The sequence below is a fragment of the Cupriavidus lacunae genome (genome assembly GCF_003353055.1).
Taxonomy (GTDB): domain Bacteria; phylum Pseudomonadota; class Gammaproteobacteria; order Burkholderiales; family Burkholderiaceae; genus Cupriavidus; species Cupriavidus lacunae.
Genome location: NZ_QKWJ01000074.1, coordinates 1 through 23969, shown reverse-complemented (window position 1 = coordinate 23969; position 23969 = coordinate 1). Strand labels below are relative to the sequence as shown.

Sequence of the window (23969 nt, the reverse complement as noted above, 5' to 3'; positions counted from 1 at the left end):
TAGCGCTGTGCTATCTTCTCGCTATGTATTGCGCCTGCGCCGGCACATCGCCGGCAAGCCCGAACGGGCCGGGCGTGCCCTTGGAACACCCCGTACCAAGATGACCTTTGTTTCCATTCTCCTGGCGCTGATCGCTGAACAGTTCCGCGCCCTGGGCCGCAACAACCCGATCCACGAGATCGTGCGCGCCCTCGGCGACCGCGCGGAACACGCCTTCGACACCGGCCGCCCGCGCGACGCCGCGCTGGCCTGGCTGACCGTGGTCCTGCCCCTGACCCTGGCGGTGATGGTGGTGCACTACCTGCTGGCCTCGATCAGCGTGGCGCTGACGCTCGCCTGGAACGTGCTGGTGCTGTACATGACGCTGGGCTTTCGCCAGTTCAGCCACTACTTCACCGATATCCACGAAGCGCTGAACCGCGACGATGTCCATGCCGCGCGCGCGCTGCTGCACGAATGGACCGGCCTGGACACGGTCGAGATGCCGGTCTCCGAGATCGTGCGGCACACGCTCGAAGCGGCGATCGTCGCCGTGCACCGGCATGTGTTTGGCGTGTTCTTCTGGTTCCTGGTGCCGATCGGTCCTGGCGGCGTGGTGCTGTACCGCACCGCCGAATACCTCGGCCGCCACTGGAGCCTGCCCTCGACCGAGCGCAGCCCGGCGCTGGGCCGCTTCGCGGCGCGCGCCTTCTATGTGCTGGACTGGATTCCGTCGCGGCTGACGTCGATCGGCTTTGCTATCGTCGGCAACTTCGAGGACGCGGTCTACGCCTGGCGCAACCACGCGCGCAAGTGGAACGATGCCGTCAACGGCATCCTGCTTGCCAGCGGGGGCGGGGCGCTGGGCGTGCGCCTGGGCACGCCGCTGGCCGAGGACGATTCCACCGTGGTGCTGCGCGCCAGCCTGGCCGGCCCGGCCGTGGACTACGCGCCCGGCATGGATGCGGCGGATGACGGCAGCGGCGGCCCGGAACCGGCGCCGCCCGAGTTCGGCGCCGAGCCCGGCGTGCGCACGCTGCAGTCGGCCGTGGGTCTGGTGTGGCGCGCGGTGGTGCTGTGGATGCTGTTGCTTGCCATGCTGTCGCTGGCGCTTTGGGTGGGTTGAGTAGTGTTTTGTTAGGGTTGGTTCGGCTTCTTGGGTCGATTCCAATGTTGTCGTAGGTCGACGGCCCGGTTCCGCCCTGCTGGGCGGGTTACTTTTGTCGCTTGGACAAAAGTGACTCGCCCCTTTAGGGGCGAAACCAGGGCGGTCGATCAGCGACCACATTGGAATCAGCCCAAATGCCCGGCCAGGGAAAAGGAAGCTCGCCAAGAGCCACAGCCCAACCACATTCGCGGACCAACCAGTACCCTAGTCCCGCGCCGCCCCACAGCGCCAGCAAGCGCCGAATTGTGCCTCATGCCATTCCAGGCAATGGCGGCATTGCCAGCTGGGCCCCGGCACCGGATTGGCAGCCGCATTGAGCACCGCCCACGCCTGCGCTTCCATCTCATCATCCACCAGCCACACCTGTGGCGCACTCTCCCGGAACGGGATCTCGCCGGTCGCGCCGGCAAGCCAGGTATTGCGCAATTCCGCGCGGATGCCGGCCGCCCGCAGGACGTTCCGGCAATGGGCCGCATGGACGAGGGAAGTGGCGGACAGCAGCAGTTTCATGGCAGCGCACCGGGAACCCAGGTGCACTTACCTTACCACGCCTTCACCAAGGTTTCTGCTGGTTGGATTCGTGCAGCAGCTGCGTGTAGAGCTGGTGGCGGCGCTCGGAAATGGCGCCGGATGCCACCGCGGCCAGCACGCCGCAGCCGGGTTCGTTGACGTGGTGGCAGTTGTAGAAGCGGCACTCGGTCAGCAGCGGCCGGAACTCAGGGAAGGCGCGTTCCAGCATGCCTTCGCTGAGGTGGTACAGGCCGAACTCCTGGAAGCCCGGTGAGTCGATCAGCGCCCCCAGGCGGCCGTCCACCGTGCCCCAGTCAGCCGGCAGGTGATAGAGCCGGGTGAAGGTGGTGGTGTGCTTCCCTGAATCGAGCTTGGCCGAGATCTCGCGGGTCTGCGCATCGACGCCCGGAATCAGCAGGTTCAGCAATGACGACTTGCCCATGCCCGACTGTCCGATCAGGATGCTGGCCAGTCCCGCCAGGCGCGGCTTGAGCGTGGCCAGCGCTTGCGCCGGGTCGGCGCGCACCGACAGCTCCAGCGTGTCGTAGCCCAGATCGCGGTACAGTGCCAGGCGGCCGCGCGCTTCCTCCAGCCGGTCGGGCAGGTCGGTCTTGTTGAGCACGATCAGCGGCCGGATCTCCAGCGCCTCGGCCGACACCAGCGCGCGCCCCAGCAGGTCTTCGGAGAAGCCCGGCTCGGTGGCCAGTACGATGATGACCTGGTCGATATTGGCGGCCAACAGCTTGGACTTGAACTGGTCGGAGCGGTGCAGCAGGTTCTTGCGTGCCGAGGCCCTGGTGATCACGCACTGGTCGGCGGCGGCGCGCTCCACGCTGACATGGTCGCCCACCGCGCAGTCGCTCTTCTTGCCGCGCGGGAAGGCATGCATGCGCGTGCCGTCGTCCAGCTCGACCACATAGTGGCGGCCGTGGGCGGCGATGATCAGCGCGGATTCGGTCGTCGTGCCGGCATTGGTGCCGCCGCCGGCGTTGCGGTGACGCGCGGCGCGGCTCATGCGTGCGCCAGCAGTCGGTCGATCCGCTGCGCGGCGGGCGGATGCGAGTAGTAGAAGGCGCTGTAGAGCGGGTCGGGCGTCAGCGTCGAGGCGTTGTCCTTGTACAGCTTCACCAGCGCCGACGCCAGGTGTCCGGCGTCGGTCTGGTCCGCGGCAAAGGCGTCGGCCTCGAACTCATGGCGGCGCGACGATTGGCTCGACAGCGGCCCCAGCAAGAAGGTGAAGACCGGCAGCGTCAGGAAGAACAGCACCAGCGCCAGCGCGCTGTTGGACACGCCGAGGTTGGGCACCACGCCCAGCCCGGTGTAGAACCAGCTGCGCGTGGCCAGCCAGCCCAGCAGCGCCAGGAGCACCAGGCTCAGCGCAAAGGTGACGACGATGCGCTTGGCCACGTGGCGGCGCTTGAAGTGGCCCAGCTCATGCGCCAGCACCGCCTCGATCTCGTCGCCCGACAGGCGTGACAGCAGCGTGTCGAAGAAGACAATGCGCTTGGCGGCGCCAAAGCCGGTGAAGTACGCATTGCCGTGGGCGCTGCGCTTGCTGCCGTCCATCACGAACAGGCCCTTGCTGGCAAAGCCGCAGCGCTGCATCAGCGCCTCGATGCGCTGGCGCAGCGACTCATCGGTCAGCGGCTCGAACTTGTTGAACAGCGGCGCGATAAAGGTCGGGAACACCACCAGCAGGAACAGGTTGAACGCCATCCACACCAGCCAGGTCCAGACCCACCACAGCGAGCCGGCGCGCTCCATCAGCCACAGCACCGCCAGCAGCAGCGGCAGGCCCAGTGCGCACGCGACCACCAGCATCTTGGCCATGTCGGCCAGCCACAGGCCGAAGGTCATCTTGTTGAAGCCGAAGCGCTCCTCGATGCCGAACTGGCCGTACAGCGAGAAGGGCAGGTCGACCAGCCCGCCGATCAGCGCCACGCTGGCCACCAGCGCCACGCCGTAGGCATAGCCCGGGCCGAAAGTGTCCAGCCAGAACTGATTGAGCCACTGCAGCCCGCCCAGCATGGTGAAGCCGATCAGCACCGCGGCGCCGGCCAGCACTTCCAGCATCGACAGCCGGGTGCGGGCGATGGTGTAGTCGGCGGCCTTCTGGTGCGAGGCCAGGGTGATGGTGTCGGCAAACCGCGCCGGCACCGCATTGCGGTGCCGCGCCACATGCCCGACCTGGCGGGCGGCCAGCCAGAGCTTGGTCAGCACCATCAGCACCAGGGCGGCGAGAAAGACAATCGTGAACATCGGCAAGAGCCTTGTGGGTGCGGGCGCCCGGCATTGTGCGCGGCGGGCGTCCGTTGGGACCGCCGGATCCCGGGGTGGGGCAGGCGGCGGTCCGGGATATCCGGAAAACGGCCCGGCGCTGGTGCGCAAACGGCCATCCCGGACGGATATGCGAGAATTATAAATTGTTCGCGCCCGGCCCAGCCGCGGCCGCTTCCCTGAAATCCCTATCTTCCGCAGTCCCGATGACAAGCCAAGCCGCCGTCAAATCCGTCAAGAGTGAAAATAACCTGATCTGGCTGGACATGGAAATGACCGGCCTGCAGCCGGATACCGACCGCATCATCGAAATAGCGATCGTCATTACCGACTCCGAACTCAATATCCTGGCCGAAGGCCCCGTGCTGGTGATCCACCAGAGCGATGCCGTGCTAAACGGCATGGACAACTGGAACAAGGGCACCCACGGCCGCTCGGGCCTGATCGACAAGGTCAAGGCATCGACCCTGACCGAAGAGCAGGCCGAGGCCGAGCTGCTGGCCTTCCTCAAGCGCTGGGTGCCGGCCGGCAAGTCGCCGATGTGCGGCAACTCGATCTGCCAGGACCGCCGCTTCATGGCGCGCTACATGCCCAAGCTGGAGTCGTTCTTCCATTACCGCAACCTGGACGTGTCGACGCTGAAGGAACTGTGCAAGCGCTGGGAGCCGGCCATCCACAAGGGCTTTATCAAGCGCCAGCTGCACACGGCGCTGGCCGATATCCTGGAATCGGTCGAAGAGCTGCGCTACTACCGCACGCACTTTATCCGTCACACCGTGCCGGGCGCGGCACCCGCTGCCGATGCACCGGCCGCCGACACCCCGGCGCAATAACCGGGGCCGGCCGCTCCCCTGACGACAACCCACCATAACCGACGGGCCGTCCGCACCGGGCGGCCGCGTTGCCGCCGCCGGACGCCGCGCGCTGCCCGGGGCGCGCCCCGCCCGCCTGCCCATGCTTGAGCGCATTTTCAGCATCATCACCCCGGTCATCCTGATCATCCTGGTCGGGTGGCTGTACGGGCGCAAGGCCCACCCGGACATGGCGGGCATCAACCGCGCCACGCTGGAGGTGATCGCGCCGCTGCTGGTGGTGTCGGCCTTCGTCAGCAAGGATTTCGTGCTGGCCGACCAGCTGGTGCTGCTGGGCTGCGCGGTGGCGGTGGTGCTGGGCTCCGGCCTGCTGGCCTGGGGTATGGCGCGGCTGCTGAAGGTCGATCCGCGCACCTTCGTGCCGCCGATGATGTTCAACAACTGCGGCAATATGGGCCTGCCGCTGTCGGTGTTCGCCTTCGGCCCGGCCGGCCTGGCGCCGGCGGTGGCGCTGTTCGCGGCGTCGAACCTGATGCACTTCACCCTTGGCATGAAGATCGTCAACCGGCATGCGTCGCTGGCGCAGATCGCGCGCAACCCCATGGTGCTGGCCACCGTGGCGGGGGTGGGGCTGGCGCTGGCGCGGCCGTGGTTCACGCTGCCCGACCCGGTCTACCAGTCGGTCAAGCTGTTGGGCGATGCCACCGTGCCGCTGATGCTGTTCGCGCTGGGCGTGCGCATGAAGGACGTGAGCCTGCGCAACTGGGGCATGGGCCTGGTGGGCGCCGCAGCCTGTCCGCTGACGGGCATTGCGGTGGCGCTGCTGCTGGCGCAGTGGGTGCCACTGACCGAACTGCAGCGTGGCCTGCTCTTTGTGTTTGCCGCGCTGCCGCCAGCGGTGCTGAACTTCCTGGTGGCGGACCACTTCCGGCAGGAGCCGGACCAGGTGGCGTCGATCGTGCTGCTGGGCAATATCGCCGCGGTGGTGTTCGTGCCGGTGGGGCTGTACCTGGGCTTGCGCTGAGGCGGGGGGGAGGGCGCCCGCGCGGCGTTCGCCGGCGGGCGGGTTGCTTATGCCGCGGGCTTGGCGCGCACGGCGTTTTTCGGGCGCCAGGCCTTGACCATGGCCTCGTCGGTTTCCATGTAGGGGCCGCCGATCAGGTCGATGCAATACGGCACCGCAGCAAAGATCCCTTGCACCACGGACTTGCCGTCAGCGTCGCGCAGGCCTTCCAGGGTCTCGCGGATCGCGCGCGGCTGGCCGGGCAGGTTGATGATCAGCGCGGCGCGGCTGGCGGTCTCGCGGATCACCGCCACCTGGCGCGACAGGATCGCGGTCGGCACGAAATGCAGGCTGACCTGGCGCATCTGCTCGCCAAAGCCGGGCATTTCCTTGGTGCCCACGGCCAGCGTGGCCTCGGGCGTCACGTCGCGGCGCGCCGGGCCGGTGCCGCCGGTGGTCAATACCAGGTCGCAGCCGGCCACGTCGACCAGGTCGATCAGCGTGCGCGAGATCTGCGCCTGTTCGTCCGGGATCAGGCGCTCCACCGCCTGCCAGGGCGAGGTCAGCGTGCGCCCGAACCACTCGCGCAGCGCCGGGATGCCTTCGTCCTGGTAGGTGCCGGCCGAGGCGCGGTCCGAGATCGACACGAAGCCGACAACGAGTTCGTCGGGATGGTTACGGACAACCGGCTGGGTGGTCTGGGTCATGCCTCGGGCTCCGGGGTAGGGGGGTGGCCCTCCGTGGCAGCGCCCTTGCCATCCTTCACGTCGAGCGCTGTCTTGATCGCCTGGAACAGCTCGCGGAAATAGCGCGGCGGCTTGCTTTGCTCTTTCTCCTTGCGCGCGTTGCGGATGGTGTTGCGCAGCGCCTGCACGTCGATGCCGGGATGCTCGGCCAGGAAGCGCGTCAGCGCCGCGTCGTCGGCCAGCAGCAGTTCGCGCCAGCGCTCGATCAGGTGCATGCGGGCGGTCTCGGCCTTGCTGGTGCCTTTGAAGCCCTCCAGCGCTTGCCGGATCACCTCGACCTCTTCGTCCTCGAGGCCGCGCATGATCTTGCCCACGAACTGCATCTGGCGGCGCTTGCCTTCATGGCTGTTGATGCGGCGCGCCTGGTGGATGGCGTCGGCCAGCGCTTCGGGCATGGGCACGCGCGCCAGGCGGTCCTTGGCCAGCGCCTCGAGTTCGGCGCCAAGATCCTGCAGGGCGGTCATGTCGCGCTTGCGCTGCGACTTGCTTTTCGGTTCGTCGTCTTCCGGTTCGGGCGCAAAGCCTCCGGGAAAGCGCGAGCCTTGTGGGTTACGGGAATTTCGCGTCATGCCCGGCATTTTATCTTGCTATGATTGCCGCTTGGACTTTTGATGACACCCGCCCAGCATGGACCACATGGACCAGATCGCCGAACAGACCGCGCATTTCACCTACACCCAGGCCCAGCTCAGCGAGATGGCCGCCGATGTGCTGCGCGTGGCACGCGAACTGGGCGCGACCGACGCCGCCACCGAGATCTCCGAGGGCAGCGGCCTGTCGGTGTCGGTGCGCAAGGGGCAGGTCGAGACCATCGAGCAGAACCGCGACAAGGTGGTCGGGGTCACGGTGATGATCGGCAAGCGCCGCGGCAATGCCAGCACCTCGGACTTCTCGCCGGCCGCGCTGCGCGCCACGGCCGAGGCGGCCTACAACATCGCCCGTTTCACGGCCGAGGATGACTGCGCCGGCCTGGCCGAGGAAGAGCTGCTGGAACGCGCGCCGCAGGACCTGAGCCTGTTCCATCCGTGGGCGCTCGACGCCGAGCGCGCCATCGACATCGCCACCCGCGCCGAGGCCGCGGCCTTCGCGGTGTCGCCGCGCATCCGCAACAGCGACGGCGCCAGCGTGTCGGCGCAGCATTCGCAGTTCGTGCTGGCGACCACGCGCGGCTTCTCGGGCGGTTACCCGTATTCGCGCCATTTCATCTCGTGCGCGCCGATCGCCGGCAGCGGCAGCGGCATGCAGCGCGATGACTGGTATTCGTCCAAACGCTCGCCGCTGGCACTGGCCGCGCCCGAGGACATCGGCCGCTACGCCGCCGAGCGCGCGCTGGCGCGGCTGCAGGCGCGCCAGCTGTCCACGCGCCGCTGCCCGGTGCTGTTCGAGGCGCCGCTGGCCGCGGGGCTGCTGGGCGCCTTCGTGCAGGCGGTGTCAGGCGGCGCGCTGTACCGCAAGTCCACCTTCCTGTGCGATTCCCTGGGCCAGGCCGTGTTCGCCCCGCACATCCAGATCCATGAACAGCCGCATACCCCCGGCGCCATGGGTAGCGCCCCGTTCGACGAGGAAGGCGTGCGCACCCGCGCCCGCGACGTGGTGCGCGACGGCGTGGTGCAGGGCTATTTCCTGTCGACCTATTCCGCACGCAAGCTCGGCATGCAGACCACCGGCAACGCCGGCGGCTCGCACAACCTGACGCTGTCGAGCAGCCTGACCCAGCCCGGCGACGACTTCCCGGCCATGCTGCGCAAGCTCGGCACCGGCCTGCTGGTGACCGAGCTGATGGGGCAGGGCGTCAACTACGTGACCGGCGACTATTCGCGCGGCGCGTCGGGCTACTGGGTCGAGAATGGCGTGATCCAGTACCCCGTGGAGGAAATCACCATCGCCGGCAATATGGCCGAGATGTTCCAGCAGATCGTCGCTATCGGCGCGGATGCGCTGGTGCGCGGCACCAAGGAAACCGGGTCGATCCTGCTTGAGCAGATGACGATTGCTGGGAATTGAGGGTGGTGGGGTTGTTGCTAGTGGGGTTGGTTGTGGGGCTTGGCGGGCGTGGGCTGGTTCGCCGGCGTGGCCGGCGGGGCTTCCTGCTCGTTAGCTTGGGGATGTAGGTCGGGTTCCCTGTTGTCGTAGGTTTAAGCGCCTGGTTCCGCCCTGCTGGGCGGGTCACTTTTTGTCCGAGCGACAAAAAGTAACCAAAAAGCGCGTCGCCTCTGGCGGCTGGCCACCAATTTGGCGGTGGGGGTGGTTCGGGCGGTGGTGATTTCCGTTCGATGGGGTTGGTGGTTCGGGCCTGCTACGCACCCTGTCTGTGCCCACATCGACGGACTATTGGACGAACCCGACTTTAGTCTGTTGGCAGCCTGCTAAGTGCCGCGTCGGTGGGACGCCTTCGGCTGCGCTTCGCGCCGGCCCTAACGTGGCAGAGCTGCCGCCTACTTCCTGGCCCCGCTTTTGGCCCGGCATCACGACAGCCCCGTGCGAGCGCAGCGACGCACTCCGTGCCCGGGCACCCGACCTACGATACTGAGTGCGCGCAGCGCAGCCGCAGGCGTCCCACCGATAACGTGTTTAGCAGGCTGCCAATAGCCTAAAGTCGGGTTCGTCCAATAGTCCGTCGACGCAGGCACCGGACAGGGAGCGTAGCTGGGTCGAACGGCCAACCACGCAAAACGGCAAGCACCACCGCCCGAACCACCCCCACCACCAAATTGGTGGCCAGCCGCCAGAGGCGACGCGTTTTTTGGTTACTTTTTGTCGCTCGGACAAAAAGTGACCCGCCCAGCAGGGCGGAACCAGGCGGTCAAACCTACGACAACAGGGAACCCGACCTACATACCCAAGCAAGCTAACGAGCAAGAAGCCCCGCCGGCCACGCCGGCGAAACAGCCCACGCCCGCCAAGCACGCCACCCAACCACATGGCCAACAAGCCCCCATCCCCAAAAAACCCTTACGATTCCTCAGACGGCGGCCGCTCATACGTGACGAAGGCATAGTCAAACCCGTTCGCTTCCGAATGATGCGTCTCGCGCGCGGTTTCCAGCCACTGCGCGCGGTCGATCGCCGGGAAGAAGGCATCGCCTTCCACATCCGCGTCGATCTCTGTCACCACCAGCCGGTCCGCGCACGGCATGGCCTCGGCATAGAGCTGCGCGCCGCCGATCAGGAAGATCTGGTCGACGCCCACGCACAGCAGTTGCGCGTCTTCCAGCGAGGCCGCCACCTCGGCGCCCTCGATACGCAGGTCCGGGTTGCGGCTGACCACGATATTGCGGCGCCCCGGCAGCGGGCGGCCAATCGATTCCCAGGTCTTGCGGCCCATGATCACGGGCGCGCCCATGGTGGTGCGCTTGAAGTGCGCAAGGTCTTCCGGCAGGCGCCACGGCAGCGTGTTGTCGCGGCCGATGGTGCCGTTGCGGGCACGGGCAACAACCAGTGTCAGCAGTGTCATACGGCCACCGGTGCCTTGATGGCGGCGTGCGACTGGTAGCCGGCCAGTTCGAAGTCTTCGTAGCGGTAGTCGAAGATGCTGTCGGGCTTGCGCAGGATCTTCAGCTGCGGCAGCGCCAGCGGCTCGCGCGCGAGCTGAGTCTGCACCTGCTCGAAATGGTTGTTGTACAGATGGCAGTCGCCGCCGGTCCAGACGAAGTCGCCCACTTCCAGCCCGGTCTGCTGCGCCATCATGTGGGTCAGCAGCGCATAGCTGGCGATATTGAACGGCACGCCCAGGAAGATATCGGCGCTGCGCTGGTAGAGCTGGCACGACAGCCGGCCGTCGGCCACGTAGAACTGGAAGAACGCGTGGCAGGGGGGCAGCTTCATGCGCGGGATGTCGGCCACGTTCCAGGCCGACACGATCAGGCGGCGCGAATCCGGATTGGCGCGGATCTGCGCCACCAAGTCGGTGATCTGGTCGATATGGCGGCCGTCCGGCGCGGGCCACGAGCGCCACTGCGAGCCGTAGACCGGGCCCAGTTCGCCGTTCTCGTCGGCCCACTCGTCCCAGATGGTGACGCCGTGCTCCTGCAGCCAGCGCACATTGGTCGAGCCCTGCAGGAACCACAGCAGCTCATAGATGATCGACTTCAGGTGCAGCTTCTTGGTGGTGACCACCGGGAAGCCTTCGCGCAGGTCGAAACGCATCTGGTAGCCGAACACCGAGCGCGTGCCGGTGCCGGTGCGGTCGGCCTTGTCGGTGCCATGCTCGTACACATGGCGCATGAAGTCGAGATACTGTTTCATCGGCGCGGGGCGGGATGGGAGAAGTGACGCGGGTGCTGGACCCGCAAAGCTGGCATTTTAAAGCAAGAAGGGCGACCCCTCCGGGTCGCCCTTCTCCGGCCGGCCGGGGCGGCTGCCCCGGCCATGCCTGGCACGGCTTGCAGCCTTAGTGGCTGGCGGCCGGCTGCTGCACGCGGCGCTTCTGCACGAGGTAGCCGGCGCTCAGCACGCCGCCGACGATCAGCACGTACAGGCCCCAGTTGATTACCGGGTTGGCTTCGAAGAACGCCTTGACCATCGGCTCGTGCACGATCATCTTGACTGCCGTGAACGCCAGCACGCCCGCGCCCAGATAGATGATGACCGGGAAGCGGCCCATCAGCTTGAGCACCAGGCTCGAGCCCCACACCACGATGGGGATGCTGATCAGGAGCCCCAGCACCACCAGCAGGAAGCTGCCGTGGGCGGCGCCGGCCACGGCCAGCACGTTGTCCACGCCCATCACCGCGTCGGCGATGATGATGGTCTTCATCGCGCCCCACAGGGTCGAGGCGCCCGAGCCGTGCCCCTCGCCGTCGCCTTCGTCGGACAGCAGCTTGTAGGCAATCCACACCAGCGCCAGGCCGCCGACCAGCATCAGCCCCGGGATCTTCAGCAGCCAGACCACGCCGATCGTCATGGCCGAGCGGACCAGCACGGCACCGACAGTCCCCCAGATAATGGCCTTCTTTTGCAGATGTGGAGGCAGGTTGCGCGCCGCCAGGGCGATCACGATGGCATTGTCGCCGGCCAGCACCAGGTCAATGACGACGATGGACAGCAGTGCCGTCAGGAACTGCATCGTGAACAGATCGGTAAACCACTCCATGAACTCTCCTCAGGGTACGAATCGGCGCAAGCGCGCGTTGGGTTCGCCTGGATTCACGGAGCATGGGAGGGTGGGGGCCGCCTTTGCAAACCATGAGAACCAGGTTGCAAAGGTCTTGCTCGACCACAGGCGCGGTATGCGCACCGACGGTCAGCACAACCGGGGACACGGGTCCCGGAATGACGATTGTGCTAAGGGCATGGCCCCGGAGCTACTCCCCTTTGAGGGACGCGACCCGTTCAGGGCCACGCTGGGGCAGATTATAGACGAACTGCAAGGGACATGCCTCATCAGGAAAGATACTGACTCAAGAAAATATAAGTGACGAACTCGGCTTGTGTGCGTCGCCCATGCCGTCCGTATGCCGTCCATATGGCCATTGGACGCTGCGCGATCCGCCGGATCGGCCTATCCTTGAAATTCGGCTCCGCCCGATGCGTCCCGGACGGCACAGGAATGCGTTGCGGAGACCGGCGCGCACGACATGCAAGCGCGGCCTTGGGGAATACGCAGTGACGCAGTGACCATTTGCGACCACACAAGGAAACAACATGCCGGCTGTCCCGAATCCGCCGAACACGCCTCCACAGAACAAAGCCCCGCAGACACCTCTCCCGCCTCTTAACCACCATAACGGTCATGCCGCCGCGCCGCCGGCGCTGGTCGCGCTGGCCAACGGCCGCCCGCACCGGCCGCCGCAGCCGGAATTCGTGCAGCAATACCGCGAAGACAGCGGCGCGCTGCGCGAGCAGGTGCTGGCCGGGCTGCGCGCCGGGCAGGCTGCCATCAGTCCCAAGTTCTTCTACGACGTGCTGGGCTCACGCCTGTTCGAGGCCATCACCGACCTGCCCGAGTACTACCCCACCCGCACCGAGGCCGCGATCTTTGCCAGCGCGGGGCCCGCCATTGCGGCGCGTGCGGGCAGTGGCTGCGTGCTGGTGGACCTGGGCGCGGGCAACTGCGAGAAGGCCGCGGGGCTGTTCGGCAGCCTGCGTCCGGCGCAGTACGTGGCGCTGGATATCTCGGTCGAGTTCCTGCGCGCGACGCTGTCGGCGCTGCAGCAGCAGCATCCCGAGATCCCGATGCTGGGCCTGGGCGCCGACCTGTGCGCGCCGTTCGACCTGCCTTTCAACGTCAGGCGTGGCAGGCGCCTGTTCTTCTATCCGGGCTCGAGCATCGGCAATTTCGCCCCGATCGAGGCGCTGGCGCTGCTGCAGCGCATGCGCGGCGCGGCCGGGCGCGGAGACGGCGTGCTGATCGGCGTGGACCTGCACAAGGACGAGGCCACGCTGGTATCGGCCTATGACGACGCGCTGGGCGTGACCGCCGCGTTCAACCGCAACGTGCTGCGCAACGTGAACCGCATCGTCGGCACGGACTTCGCGCTGGGCGACTGGCACCATGTGGCGAGCTTCGACCGCGAGGCCTCGCGCATCCAGATGCACCTGCAGGCCTGCCGCGAGGTGCGCGTGCAGTGGGAGGGCGGGGCGCGCGAGTTTGCCGCCGGCGACCGGATCCATACCGAGGATTCGTACAAATACCGCCCGGAGGACTTCGCGCTGCTGCTGGAAGCCGCCGGCTTTGACGATCCGGTGTACTGGACCGATCCGCGCGGATGGTTCGCCGTATTCCACGCGCGCGGCTGATGCTGTGCCGGGGCGCGCCCGGCAGGGTTGGCAGGTAGTGTCATAATGGCCGATAGCCACGGCGGGCCTGGCGCGCCGTGGCTATCGGCCTGCTTCGATCATTGCCTGTCCACTGTTCACTCCCTGCGCAATCCATCCCGATGAGCGGCTTTCCCATGCTTCCCGATCTCTATTTCACCGGCGGCAAGGCGACGTGGTCAGATCCGCGGCGGTTGCCGCGCGAAGGGCTGGCGCAGGCGCTGGTCGACGCGCGCAACCGCACGCTGGCGTGGCTGGCGCCTTTCGGGCAGACGCGCCGCGCGTGGGACGTGCCGCGCCAGTACGATGCCGATCCGCCGCTGTGGACGCTCGGGCATGTGGCCTGGCATGCGGAGTGGTGGTGCCTGCGCGGCGTGCGCCAGGTCGATCGCGGCGGCGTGCCGGTGCCGGTGGCCTCCGAGCCCTCGCTGCTGGACGGCGCCGACGAATGGTTCGACCCGGACCGTATCGGCCCGGATGAGCGCTGGGATGTCACGCTGCCGGACGTGGCGGTGGTCAAGCGCTATGCCGCCGGCGTGCTCGACGGCGTGCTGCGCCGGATCGCACTGCTGCCCGACGACAGCGACCTCACCCTGTACCCGTACCGCCGCGCGCTGCTGCACGAGGATGCGCAGGGCGAAGGCGTGGCCGCGCTGTTGCAGGCGCTGAGCATGGCGCCGACAGAGGCCATCGGGGCCGGCCCGGTGCAGCCGGCAGGGCATGGTGGCACGCTGCATTTCCCGGGCGGACGTTTCACGCTCGGCTGGAGCGATCCCGACGGCTTTGCCTGGCCGGATGAGTTGCCGCCCCAGCCCACCTACGTTCCCGCTTTTGAAATGGATATGGCGCCGGTCAGTAACGCGCAGTTCCTGGAGTTCGTCGAAGACGGCGGCTACGAGCACCCGGCGTGGTGGTCGTCGGCGGGGCGCCAGTGGCTGATGACGCAGGAACGGTCGGCGCCGCGCTACTGGTCGCGGCATCCGGAATCGCGCGCCTGGATGGTGGAGCGCTTCGGCACTCTGCGCACGCTCAATCCGGAGGAGGCAGTGCGCCACGTCACGCTGTACGAGGCGCAGGCGTGGTGCGTGTGGGCAGGGCGGCGCCTGCCGGCGGAATCGGAATGGGAACTCGCCGCGACGCAGAACCGTGGCCTGCAGTGGGGCGCGCTGCGCGAGTGGACTGCCACGCCCTACGAGCCCTATGCGGGATTTGCTGCCACGCCATCCGACGGCGAGATGGTCGGCCGCTTCGGCACGCACCAGTCGGTGCGCGGCGTTTCGTTCGCCAGCCCGGTGCGGCTGCGGCATGTGCGGGCACGCTGGGCGCTGCTGCCGGAGGACGACCTGTCCTTTATCGGTTTTCGCACCTGCGCGCTGTAGCGGGCTGTACGCAACGCGCAACCACGCGCAGCAACGGAAAAGGGCACCCGAGGGTGCCCTTTCTTCTGCCTGGCAGGTGCGCTTAGCGCACCATCCGATCAACGCTCGTAGCGCGAGCGGCTGTTGCGGTTGCCGTTGCCGCCGCCATTGCCGCCGAAGCCGCCGCCAAAGCCGCGGTTGCCGTCACGGTTGCCATCGCGGTTGCCGAAGCTGCGGCCTTCGCCGTTGCCACGGTAGCCGCCGCCGGTGCCACGGTTGGCATCGCCGGTGCCGCGGTTGCTGTCGCCGAAGCTGCGCGCGGCGCCGTCGCGGTTGCCGAAGCCGCCGCGGTTGTCGTCGCCGAACGTGCGGCCGCCTTCGCGGTTGCCGAAACCACGTGCGCCGTCGTTGGCGCCACGGTAGCCGGTGCCCTGGCCGCCCTGGCCACGGTAGCCGCCTTCACGGTTGCCGAACCCGCCTTCACGGTTGCCGAAGCCGCCGCGGTTGTCGTCACCAAACGGGCGCGCGCCTTCCGGGCGGGTGCCGAAGCCACGGCTCTCGCCGCTGAACTTGCGCTCGCCGAAGCCGGTGCGGTTTTCGCCGCCGCCGAACTTGCGATCGCCGAAGTTGCGTTCGCCGCCACGGTAGCCGCCGCCATTGCCGCGGAAGTCACCGCGGCCGCCGCCCGGCTTGCCGCCGAAGTTCGAACGCGGCTTGGGCGAGCGGCGCGGCTCCAGGCCCTCGATCACCGAAGCGTCGATGCGCTGGTTGGTGAAGCGCTCGATGCGCTTCCACTGGAACATGTCGTTGTGGTTCACCAGGTTGATGGCGGTGCCCGAGCGGCCGGCGCGGCCGGTACGGCCGATGCGGTGCACGTAGTCCTCGGCCTGCTTGGGCAGGTCGAAGTTCACCACGTGGGTGATATCGGGCACGTCGATGCCGCGCGCAGCCACGTCGGTGGCCACCAGCACGCGCAGGTTGCCGCGGCGCAGGGCGGTCAGGGTGCGGTTGCGCGCGCCCTGGGTCATGTCGCCGTGCAGCGCGCCGGCGGAGAAGCCGGTGTCGGACAGGCGCTCGGCCAGCGAATCGGCATCGCGCTTGGTCGCGGTGAAGACGATGGCCTGCTTGAGCGTTGCGTCGCGCAGCAGGTGGTCCAGCAGGCGCTCCTTGTGCGACATGTCGTCGGTGAAGTGCAGGCGCTGCTCGATATGGCTCTGGTCGGCGCGGGCCGCGGCGATCTCGATGCGCTGCGGGTCGCGCAGCTGGCGCGAGGCCAGTTGGGCGATGCGGGCATCCAGCGTGGCCGAGAACATCAGCGTCTGGCGCGTGGCCGGGGTGGCGTTGACGATGGCGTCGATGTCGTCGGCAAAGCCCATGTCGAGCATGCGGTCGGCTTCATCGAACACCAGCATCTGCAGCGCCGACAGGTCGATGCGGCCGGCGTCGATATGGTCGAGCAGGCGGCCCGGCGTGGCCACCAGGATGTCAGGCATCTTGGCCAGCGCGGCCAGCTGCTTGGGGTAGGGCATGCCGCCCAGGATGCTGGCGCAGACGATGCGGCGCAGGTTGCGGCCGTACTTGGCGGCGGCTTCGGTCACCTGCAGGGCCAGTTCGCGCGTCGGGGTCAGCACCAGCAGTGCGGGCTGCGCCGGCGACGGACGGGGGCGCTTGCCCTTCATGCGTTTGGCGGGTTCGGTCGAGCGCTGCGGCGCCGGCATTTCGCTGATGCGCTGGATCGCGGGCAGCATGAACGCCGCGGTCTTGCCCGAGCCGGTCTGGCTCGAGACCAGCAGGTCGCGGCCGGCCAGGAAGGCCGGGATGGCCTGGGCCTGCACCGGCGTGGGCGTGTTGTAGTTCAGTTCGGAGAGGGCGCGCAGGATGGCCGCATCGAGGCCAAGCGTCGCGAAACCGCTTTCCACGGCCGGGGCTTCCACTGCCGGGCTGGGGTTGAGCATGGCGTCGAGCTTGTCGAGCGGGCTCTGGGCAGCGTCGGAAGTGATCGAAGCGTCGGTCGCGGAGGCAATAGCTTGCTCCGCACGAATGTCGTGCTGGGTCATGTCGGAATGGTCAAATAAATGCATGGCACCCCGAAAGCGAATGGGGTGGGCGCAGTGCAAAGTCTTTAAAAAGGCTTCGGCGCCAATCGGTGAGGCCGTTACGACAGACACAGCTGGCAGTACGGCGGCAGGCAGGGCGGTGGCTGGTCCCGCTAGGCGGTCCGGCCGAATCCCTGGCAGGCAAACAGCTCAGGTTTCAGGCTGTTCAACAGGATCGGAGACGAGGCGACGTCAGGTGAGCGGTGCGTTCTGCTGGGCGGCTGGGGCCATTGTGATGACTAGGCGTCCGGCAGCGAGGAAACAGAGCTTGGGAGGGCAGCGGATTCGCCGCGGCAGGTAGCCGGGCGTTTGGCGGATCTCACAGTTGCGAAACTCACGGCGCGGATTATAGCAGAGTCCGGAATTTTTGTTGCACTGCGAAAACGTAACCGGATATGTCAGGCGTTCGCCACCTCAGGGACAGGAGCGGCGCCACGCTGGTTGCAAGCCGGAAAGCCCCGCCTATACTGGAGGCGCGAGCACACAGGATGCCCGCACGGGGCGGACGAAAAACGCTCCCGCTTGACCTCCTCCAGCGGCATTGCGCCGCTGTTCGCGGCGAGCACTGCGGTCATTGACTCCACGCGCCAGTCTTTCTGCGACTATCCGGGTGGTCCGGATGGGCGTCCGCTTCATGGGCGGAATCATGGGAAGCCTGCCTGGAACAGAATGACCGAACTGCTGACCGCGTGACCCAGGTGGTCCGGGCCCGTCCGCATCCAAAGCCCGCCAGCGATGGCGGGCTTTTCATTTGGCGTTCCCGGTTGCCGCTCAGTCCTCGGCGTCCTTGCCCGCGGCCTTGCGCGGCAGCCGGCCGAGGGGCTGCTCGCGCGGCATCACGAGGCGGTTGCCAGGCAATCCACCCGGGTAGTCGACGATGCGCGCGGCGCCCTGGCGCCGCAGGCCATGCCATGCCTGGCCGCCGGCGGTGCGCCCGCCACCGAGGATGGTGGTCATGGCCTGCCGGTCGAGATCCATGCTGTCGGGCAAATCCTTGATGACGATCACTGCCATGGTTGTCTCCGGTCAAGCGGGGCCACGGCCATGCGGCCGCGGGACCGCTTCAGTATAGGCGAGGCGGCCCGCGCTCCTGCCTGCGGGCCCGCCGCACGGTGCGCTCAGACGGCGGCGAAATTGCCGCCCCATTGCGCCGGGTTGACGTTCACGCGCACCGGGCCGGCGCCGGGGCCGACGAAGCTGCCGTTGAGCGTGTTGACGTTGATGGCCTGCAACTGCGCGATGTTTTGGTTGACGTTGACGGTGACGTTGGCCAGCGGGCCGACGTCGCCGATACCGCGGCTGAGCCACGAATTGCCGCCGCGTACGGCGCACAGCGAGGCACGGTCGAGTTCTTTGCTCAGGGCAAGATCGCGAACGAGGATGGTTGACATGATGGTGCTCCTTTGAGTGGGGTGCCGGGGCAGTTGGCGCGGAGATTGCTGCGTTGGGGCGGCGTCTCCGCGCGTGCTGCGCATCCGTGTATCAGCCGAAGATGTTGTTGGTGCCGTTCTGGTTGGTGTGCACGTCGGACTTGACGTGGTCCAGGAAGGCCGAGCCGTTGCCGTTCAGGTTGGTGACGGTCTGCATCTGCGCGATGCTTTGCGTGGCCTTGATGCTGTCGTCGACCGACACCTTGATCGGCATGTAGACGGCGGCGAAGGGCAGGTAGGCCAGGCCGCCGCGTACAGCGTGCATGCGCTTGCTGTCGAGGGTTTCGGTGGCGGACAGGTCTTTGATGGTCAGCGTGGTCATGATGGTCTCCGGTATCGGTAGTCAGTGCTTCGGTTCAGTCTGCAGGCGGCGTGAGGGCTCAGCCGTAGATGTTGTTGGTGCCGTTCTGGTTGGTGTGCACGTCGGACTTGACGTGGTCCAGGAAGGCCGAGCCGTTGCCGTTCATGTTGGTGACGGACTGCAGCTGGGCGATGTCCTGCATGGCGGTGATGCTCTTGTCGATCGACACCTTCACCGGGCTGTAGACAGCGGCGAACGGCAGGTAGGCAAGGCCGCCGCGCACGGCGTGCATGCCCTTGCGGTCCAGGGTTTCGGTGGAGGACAGGTCCTTGATGGTCAGCGTGGTCATGATGGTCTCCTGATAGAGGAAGGTGTTGCCTTGGGTTTGGTTTCGAGCATCGGGTTGGTGTCGCGCTCGGGAGGTACTAACGCAGGGAGTGTGCCAACGCCGTTGCTGACCTTGTCGGGCGAGCGCAACTGCCTGAAAACATGAGGGATTTATTTTCGATGTCGGCTTGCGCGCACTGGCTGGGACGCATGCCGCGGGCCACCGGTGACGGGCCGCAGCCAACAGGCGGCGTGCGGGTGTTGGCGCGGCCGCGACAGTGGCGTGCTGCAACCGCCTCGCCTGGTCCGTGGGGCCCGTACGCGGCGTTGCACACCGGCCTCGCATGGATTGCGCATGCCATGGGTGCGCACTAGTATCCATCGAAGGCAGGGCATATCCGCACGGTGGGACCAAGCCCTACCAGCAACCATGTCGGGGCATCCCGTGGCCAGTCTCAAAGACCTGATCCGCAAGTTCCAGAACGGCGGTCTCTCCGACGACGAGTTTGTTGCGTCGTTCGAAACCGCCCTGGCGCAGGACCCCACTACGCCAAGCCAGGCCGCGCGCGTGGTCATCGAGGAAAACACGCGCTTTCCGTTCCCGCCCGCGGTCTACGCCGAAGTCATGCGGCGCATCGAGCGCCGCGGCGCCACCCAGTATGAGGGCACCACCGAAGCCACGCGCCTGGCCGGTACCGAAACCGGCTCGATGTATGTGGCCACGCCCGAGCCAGGCACGCTGCCGCAGTCGGCCCACACCAAGGGCGTGGGCGATACGCTCAACGGCCGCTTCGTGCTGGAGGAATGCCTGGGCGTCGGGGGCATGGGCACGGTCTACAAGGCGCTTGACCTGCGCAAGCTGGAGGCCTCGGACCGCAAGCCGTACATCGCCATCAAGGTGCTGAACTTGCAATTCAGCGGACATCCCAAGTCGCTGATGGCGCTGCAGCGCGAGGCGCGCAAGGCGCAGACGCTGGCGCACCGGAATATCGTCACCGTCTATGACTTCGACCGCGACGGACCGGTGGTCTTCCTGACCATGGAATATCTGTCGGGCTCGTCGCTCAATCATGTGCTCAAGGCCCCGGGCTTTGCCGGCATGCCGATGGCGCGTGCCATGTCGATCATCAATGGCATGGGCAACGCACTGGCGTACGCGCACGAGCGCGGATTCGTGCACTGCGACTTCAAGCCCGCCAATGTTTTCCTGACCGACAATGGCGAGGTCAAGGTGATCGACTTCGGCATTGCGCGCGGTTTCCTGCCGCCGGCCGACGAATCCGACCGCACTGTGTTCGATCCCGGCTCGCTGGGCGGCATGACGCCGGCCTACGCCAGCCCCGAGATGTTCGACCATTGCGAGCCCGACCCGCGCGACGACATTTTCGCGCTGGCCTGCGTGAGCTATGAACTGCTGACCGGCAAGCATCCCTACCAGCGGCTCTCGGCCAACCAGGCGCGCGATGCCGCGCTCAAGCCGGCGCAGCTGCCGCAGTTGAGCCGCACGCAATGGAAGACCCTGCGCGAGGCGCTCTCGCTTGACCGCGAGACGCGCACGCCGACGGTCGCGCGCTTCCTGCAAGGCATGAGTGCAGTACCGGCGGCACCCACGCGCCGCCCCGACCCGCGCATGGCGGGCGGCGTGCTGGCCGTGCTGGCGGGCGTGGCGGCACTGGGCTACTACGCCTGGCATTCGCAGCGCCAGGCCGAAGCCCCGGCCGCCGACTCCCGCGCCGAAGCGCCTGCCACCCCGGCCGCGCCGGCGCCCGCACCGCCAGCCCGGGCGGAGTTGTCGATGGCCGAGGTCGGCAAGCTGCTGGCCGCCGTGCCATGCTCGCTGCTCACCGCCACGCAGCAGGGCCAGACGCTGCACGTGCGCGGCTTCCTGGCCGAGAGCGTGGGCGCCGCGCGCCTGCGCGAACAGCTCAACGGCTTGCCGGGCGCCAAGGCACTGAAGAGCATGGCGCTGGACACTCAGCCGCTGGCCGCTGACAAGTGCGACGTGGCCACGATGATCGCGCCGTACTGGTCTGGCAACAGGCAGGGCGGGACGGCTTCGTCACTGCGCCTGCGCGGCCAGGGCACGCAACTGACCGAGGGCTCCCCGATGGTGCTGGACCTGCGCACGCCGGCGCAGGACTCCTATGTCTACGTCGACTACTTCGCGGCTGACGGCAAGGTGGCACATATGGTGCCGAGCACGCACATACCGGCCAACCAGGCGCCGTCCGGGTACAGCGCCACAATTGGCGACAGTGGCGACTGGGTCGTCTCCGCGCCCTTCGGCACCGAACTGGTAGTGCTACTGACCACGCCGGCGCCGCTGTTCGTGGGGCGCCGCGCCGAGGTCGAGTCGCGGCAGGATTACCTGCGGGCGCTGGAAAAGCCGCTCGCGCAGATGGCGCGCACCTATGGCCGCGACCACATCAGCGCGGACCTGGTACAGATTTCCACGCGCGCGCGCTGATGGCTGTTCCGGCCCGGTTTGCATTCCCGCCAGCGGTTACTTCATGTCGCGCACCACGCGAAAGCCGTTCTGCGATTGCCGCACGCTGGGGCTGTACTTGAAGCGCGTGGACGACACCATGTAGCTTGCCCCTTCGCGCCAGGAGCCGCCGCGGATCACGCGCGCACCGCAGCCGTTCTCGTTCCATGCGCGCCCGTCGACGGGCGCGCCCTTGTATGAGCTGTGCCAGCAATCGGCCACCCATTCCCACACGCTGCCGTTGACGTCGTACAGGCCATACGGGTTGGCCGCGAACGAGCCGACCGTGGCCGGCGCGTCCTGGTTCCAGGGCTCGCCGCAGTCCTTGCAGTTGGCGTTGCCCTTGCGCATCTGGTCGCCCCACCAGTAGGCGCTGGCGGTGCCGCCGCGCGCTGCGTATTCCCATTCCGCCTCGGTCGGCAGCCGGTAGCTCTTGCCGGTGGTCTTGCTGAGCCAGGCCACATACTGCTGCGCATCGTCCCAGCTGACGTCGCGCACCGGCGCGCTCTTCGGGCTTTCGGCAACGGTGGGAATGCGCTGGCAGCCGCCGGCGTCGGCACAGGCATTCCATTGTTCGACCGTGACCTCATAGCGACCGATGGCAAAGGGCTGGCCGATGGTGACGTGATGCGGGGGTTTCTCGGCGGGATCGCTGGCGCTGCTGCCCATGGTGAAGCTGCCTGCCGGCAGGGAGACCAGCACGGGGCAAGCCGGGCAATCGCGGATCTCGCCGTTGTGCAGCGTAGTGCTGACCGCGCCGCCTGCTGCCACGCCCGGGCGCGGCGATGCTGCCACCGGCGGCGCAGCCGGTGGTGATGCAGGACGCGCTGCAGCGGCGGGTGCGGCGGGTGCAGAGGGGGCAGAGGGGGCAGAGGGGGCAGAGGGGGCAGACGGGCGCGAGACCTGGCCACCGGCGGAGGTGCCGGAGCGTGGCGGTGGTGACGGGGATTGCGCCTTGGGCGCGGACGCGCTCGCTGCCAGCCGCTCCAGCCGTGCCCTGGCCAACACCGCGAAGCGCCCGTTGGGATACTGCTTCAGGTAGGCCTCGTAGTCCGCGGCGTAGTTGCTGTTCTTGATCGATTCCCAGAAGCTCAGTTCGTACTGCTCGTCCGTGTTCTTGGGCATGATGCCGGCGAGCAGCAGCGGCTGCGTGCGCGGCGCATCAGCGGCAGCTGCCTGCGCGGGCAACGGCGCGGTGGCGAGGATCGCGGTCATTGTGACCATTGCGCTTACCGCGGCCACGCGTACGACTGGTAGATTGCGCCACATCTTCACACCTCGCTGGAGCCGCCGCGATCCCGCCGCATGCTGGTACCTGCCGGAACATGCGTGGGGGCGCATTGTGGTGTTGCCGAGACGTCGACCGGCTTGCTTCAAGATAGCACAGCACTTGTGTCTCCGGCGGAGCATTCCCATGCCGCCGCGGCACGCCGGGGTCGCTTTTTCCGGGGTTGCGTCCTAACCTGAATGACGAATCGCCGAGCGCTGACCAACAAGCAACAAGAACGGGCTTTCGGGACAACGTGATCGGGTTTCGGACAGAACTCCGGGAGGCGCCGCGTATGTCCAGACGATTTCTGTTCCGCCTGCTGGCGGCCGCAACGCTGGCCGCTGCTCCCTCGCTGTCGTTGTCGACGGCAGCCCCGCCCAATGCCGAGGTCTACATCATCTGGCCGTATGACGGCGCCGTCATCAGCGGCGGCAAGTTCTGGGTGCGCATGGGCCTGCGCAATATGGGCGTCTGCCCCAAGGGCGTCGAATCGCCGCGCTGCGGGCATCACCACCTGCTGATCGACACCGAGCTGCCGCCGCTGGACAAGGAAATCCCTTCGGACAAGAACCACCTGCACTTCGGCGCGGGCGAGACCGATGCGCGTATTGAACTGCCGCCCGGCAAGCACACGCTGCAGTTGCTGGTGGGCGATGCCAAGCATGTGCCGTTCGAGCCGCCGATCTATTCGAAGAAGATCACGGTCACGGTGAAATAGCGGTGCAGTGCGTGCGCCGCCGCGCATGCCGACCGAGGCCGATCAGGAAACAGGGGAGAGCGTCATGTCCAGACTACTTGCCTCGGCTGTCTTTGCCGTCAGCCTGCTGCTGTCCGCGGTGGTGCAGGGCGGTTCGACGCCGGCACCGCCAAATGCCTATCTCTATATCGGCTGGCCGAATAACGGGCAGACCATGCCTGCGGGCAAGCCGTTCAAGGTGTGGTTCGGGCTGCGCAATATGGGGGTGGCGCCTAAGGATGTGAAGTTTCCGAATACGGGGCATCATCACCTGCTGATCGATGTGGATCTGCCGCCGATGGACAAGGAGATTCCCAATGATCGGAATCATCTGCATTTCGGGGCGGGGGAGACGGAGACGATGATTGAGTTGCCGCCTGGGAAGCATACGTTGCAGCTCTTGATGGGGGATGACAAGCATATTCCGTTGAACCCGCCGGTTTATTCGAAGAGGATTACGATTTATGTGAAGTGAATTGGGGGGGGCGGTTTGGTTGCCGCTGCTGCGGCATTCATCTGGTGGTTGTTTGAGCGTCCGGTTCCGCCCTGCTGGGCGGGTCACTTTTTGTCGCTCGGACAAAAAGTGACTCGCCGGGGGTGTCAGGATTTTTGTGTGCAAGGCTAAAGGCCTGCCTGCCGGGCAGGCTGCCCGGCAGGCAGGCCTTTGATCCTATCTCAGTGATGGGGTTGTGTGAAGCGATCCTCGTAGAGGATCG

23 protein-coding genes are annotated in these 23969 nt (G+C 67.1%); 9 read left to right on the top strand and 14 right to left on the bottom strand.

Features of this window, described 5'->3' with window-relative positions:
* Positions 1-100 precede the first annotated feature (100 nt).
* Positions 101-1105, top strand: coding sequence for a CobD/CbiB family protein (locus tag DN412_RS33695; protein ID WP_115215546.1), 1005 nt, complete (start codon positions 101-103; stop codon positions 1103-1105).
* A 246-nt stretch (positions 1106-1351) separates the two neighbouring features.
* On the opposite strand, the gene DN412_RS33690 is transcribed toward DN412_RS33695, so the two are convergent.
* From DN412_RS33690 to DN412_RS33680, 3 genes are read right to left on the bottom strand one after another with little or no spacing between them, the layout of a single operon-like run.
* Positions 1352-1657, bottom strand: coding sequence for a putative signal transducing protein (locus DN412_RS33690; protein WP_078197256.1), 306 nt, complete (start codon positions 1655-1657; stop codon positions 1352-1354).
* Between the two features lie 43 nt (positions 1658-1700).
* Complete coding sequence (gene rsgA, locus DN412_RS33685; RefSeq protein WP_078197255.1) at positions 1701-2672, bottom strand: ribosome small subunit-dependent GTPase A; 972 nt, start codon at positions 2670-2672, stop codon at positions 1701-1703.
* Positions 2669-3916, bottom strand: a complete 1248-nt coding sequence (locus tag DN412_RS33680) for a M48 family metallopeptidase (protein WP_115215545.1) — start codon at positions 3914-3916, stop codon at positions 2669-2671. The genes rsgA and DN412_RS33680 overlap by 4 nt, the downstream gene beginning before the upstream one ends.
* A 224-nt stretch (positions 3917-4140) precedes the next feature.
* Between DN412_RS33680 and orn the strand changes: the two genes are divergently transcribed.
* Complete coding sequence (gene orn / locus DN412_RS33675) at positions 4141-4767, top strand: oligoribonuclease (protein WP_078197253.1); 627 nt, start codon at positions 4141-4143, stop codon at positions 4765-4767.
* A gap of 121 nt (positions 4768-4888) precedes the next feature.
* The gene (locus tag DN412_RS33670; protein WP_115215544.1) at positions 4889-5770 is read left to right on the top strand and encodes an AEC family transporter; all 882 of its coding nucleotides are present in this window, start codon (positions 4889-4891) and stop codon (positions 5768-5770) included.
* A 47-nt stretch (positions 5771-5817) separates the two neighbouring features.
* Here the strand turns inward: DN412_RS33670 and mog are convergent, their stop codons facing one another.
* Complete coding sequence (gene mog, locus DN412_RS33665) at positions 5818-6456, bottom strand: molybdopterin adenylyltransferase (RefSeq protein ID WP_115215543.1); 639 nt, start codon at positions 6454-6456, stop codon at positions 5818-5820.
* Positions 6453-7064: a ribosome biogenesis factor YjgA gene (gene yjgA / locus DN412_RS33660; RefSeq protein ID WP_279635282.1), complete on the bottom strand. Its 612-nt coding sequence runs from the start codon at positions 7062-7064 to the stop codon at positions 6453-6455. The genes mog and yjgA overlap by 4 nt, the downstream gene beginning before the upstream one ends.
* A 67-nt stretch (positions 7065-7131) precedes the next feature.
* Between yjgA and pmbA the strand changes: the two genes are divergently transcribed.
* Positions 7132-8499 carry a metalloprotease PmbA gene (pmbA, locus tag DN412_RS33655; RefSeq protein WP_115215558.1) on the top strand — a complete coding sequence of 456 codons (1368 nt, stop codon included), beginning with the start codon at positions 7132-7134 and terminating at the stop codon, positions 8497-8499.
* A 948-nt stretch (positions 8500-9447) separates the two neighbouring features.
* Here the strand turns inward: pmbA and DN412_RS33650 are convergent.
* The 3 genes from DN412_RS33650 to DN412_RS33640 all read right to left on the bottom strand — a co-directional run bounded on the left by DN412_RS33650 (position 9448) and on the right by DN412_RS33640 (position 11586).
* Positions 9448-9948 carry a dihydrofolate reductase gene (locus DN412_RS33650; RefSeq protein ID WP_115215541.1) on the bottom strand — a complete coding sequence of 167 codons (501 nt, stop codon included), beginning with the start codon at positions 9946-9948 and terminating at the stop codon, positions 9448-9450.
* The gene (locus DN412_RS33645) at positions 9945-10739 is read right to left on the bottom strand and encodes a thymidylate synthase (RefSeq protein WP_115215540.1); all 795 of its coding nucleotides are present in this window, start codon (positions 10737-10739) and stop codon (positions 9945-9947) included. The genes DN412_RS33650 and DN412_RS33645 overlap by 4 nt, the downstream gene beginning before the upstream one ends.
* Positions 10740-10884: 145 nt before the next feature.
* Positions 10885-11586, bottom strand: a complete 702-nt coding sequence (locus DN412_RS33640) for a TerC family protein (protein WP_115215539.1) — start codon at positions 11584-11586, stop codon at positions 10885-10887.
* A 551-nt stretch (positions 11587-12137) separates the two neighbouring features.
* Here DN412_RS33640 and egtD point away from each other — a divergent pair.
* Positions 12138-13232, top strand: a complete 1095-nt coding sequence (egtD, locus tag DN412_RS33630) for an L-histidine N(alpha)-methyltransferase (protein ID WP_115215537.1) — start codon at positions 12138-12140, stop codon at positions 13230-13232.
* A gap of 140 nt (positions 13233-13372) precedes the next feature.
* Positions 13373-14629, top strand: coding sequence for an SUMF1/EgtB/PvdO family nonheme iron enzyme (locus tag DN412_RS33625; protein WP_115215536.1), 1257 nt, complete (start codon positions 13373-13375; stop codon positions 14627-14629).
* Positions 14630-14727: 98 nt separating this feature from the next.
* Here the strand turns inward: DN412_RS33625 and DN412_RS33620 are convergent, their stop codons facing one another.
* The 5 genes from DN412_RS33620 to DN412_RS33600 form a co-directional block, all read right to left on the bottom strand.
* Positions 14728-16665 carry a DEAD/DEAH box helicase gene (locus tag DN412_RS33620; RefSeq protein WP_115215557.1) on the bottom strand — a complete coding sequence of 646 codons (1938 nt, stop codon included), beginning with the start codon at positions 16663-16665 and terminating at the stop codon, positions 14728-14730.
* An 810-nt stretch (positions 16666-17475) separates the two neighbouring features.
* Positions 17476-17718: a hypothetical protein gene (locus tag DN412_RS33615; RefSeq protein WP_115215535.1), complete on the bottom strand. Its 243-nt coding sequence runs from the start codon at positions 17716-17718 to the stop codon at positions 17476-17478.
* Between the two features lie 104 nt (positions 17719-17822).
* Positions 17823-18095: a hypothetical protein gene (locus tag DN412_RS33610; protein ID WP_115215534.1), complete on the bottom strand. Its 273-nt coding sequence runs from the start codon at positions 18093-18095 to the stop codon at positions 17823-17825.
* Positions 18096-18186: 91 nt separating this feature from the next.
* Positions 18187-18456 (bottom strand): hypothetical protein, encoded by a 270-nt coding sequence (locus DN412_RS33605; protein ID WP_115215533.1) that lies wholly within the window; start codon positions 18454-18456, stop codon positions 18187-18189.
* Between the two features lie 58 nt (positions 18457-18514).
* Positions 18515-18784: a hypothetical protein gene (locus DN412_RS33600; protein ID WP_115215532.1), complete on the bottom strand. Its 270-nt coding sequence runs from the start codon at positions 18782-18784 to the stop codon at positions 18515-18517.
* A 408-nt stretch (positions 18785-19192) separates the two neighbouring features.
* On the opposite strand from DN412_RS33600, the gene DN412_RS33595 reads away from it, so the two are divergent.
* Positions 19193-21229, top strand: coding sequence for a serine/threonine-protein kinase (locus tag DN412_RS33595; protein ID WP_115215531.1), 2037 nt, complete (start codon positions 19193-19195; stop codon positions 21227-21229).
* Between the two features lie 36 nt (positions 21230-21265).
* Here DN412_RS33595 and DN412_RS46040 read toward each other — a convergent pair whose 3' ends face one another.
* Positions 21266-21916, bottom strand: coding sequence for a formylglycine-generating enzyme family protein (locus DN412_RS46040; RefSeq protein ID WP_425267467.1), 651 nt, complete (start codon positions 21914-21916; stop codon positions 21266-21268).
* An 893-nt stretch (positions 21917-22809) separates the two neighbouring features.
* On the opposite strand from DN412_RS46040, the gene DN412_RS33585 reads away from it, so the two are divergent.
* Both DN412_RS33585 and DN412_RS33580 read left to right on the top strand, forming a co-directional pair.
* Complete coding sequence (locus DN412_RS33585) at positions 22810-23235, top strand: DUF4399 domain-containing protein (protein ID WP_115215529.1); 426 nt, start codon at positions 22810-22812, stop codon at positions 23233-23235.
* Between the two features lie 64 nt (positions 23236-23299).
* Complete coding sequence (locus DN412_RS33580; RefSeq protein ID WP_115215528.1) at positions 23300-23728, top strand: DUF4399 domain-containing protein; 429 nt, start codon at positions 23300-23302, stop codon at positions 23726-23728.
* Positions 23729-23969 lie beyond the last annotated feature (241 nt).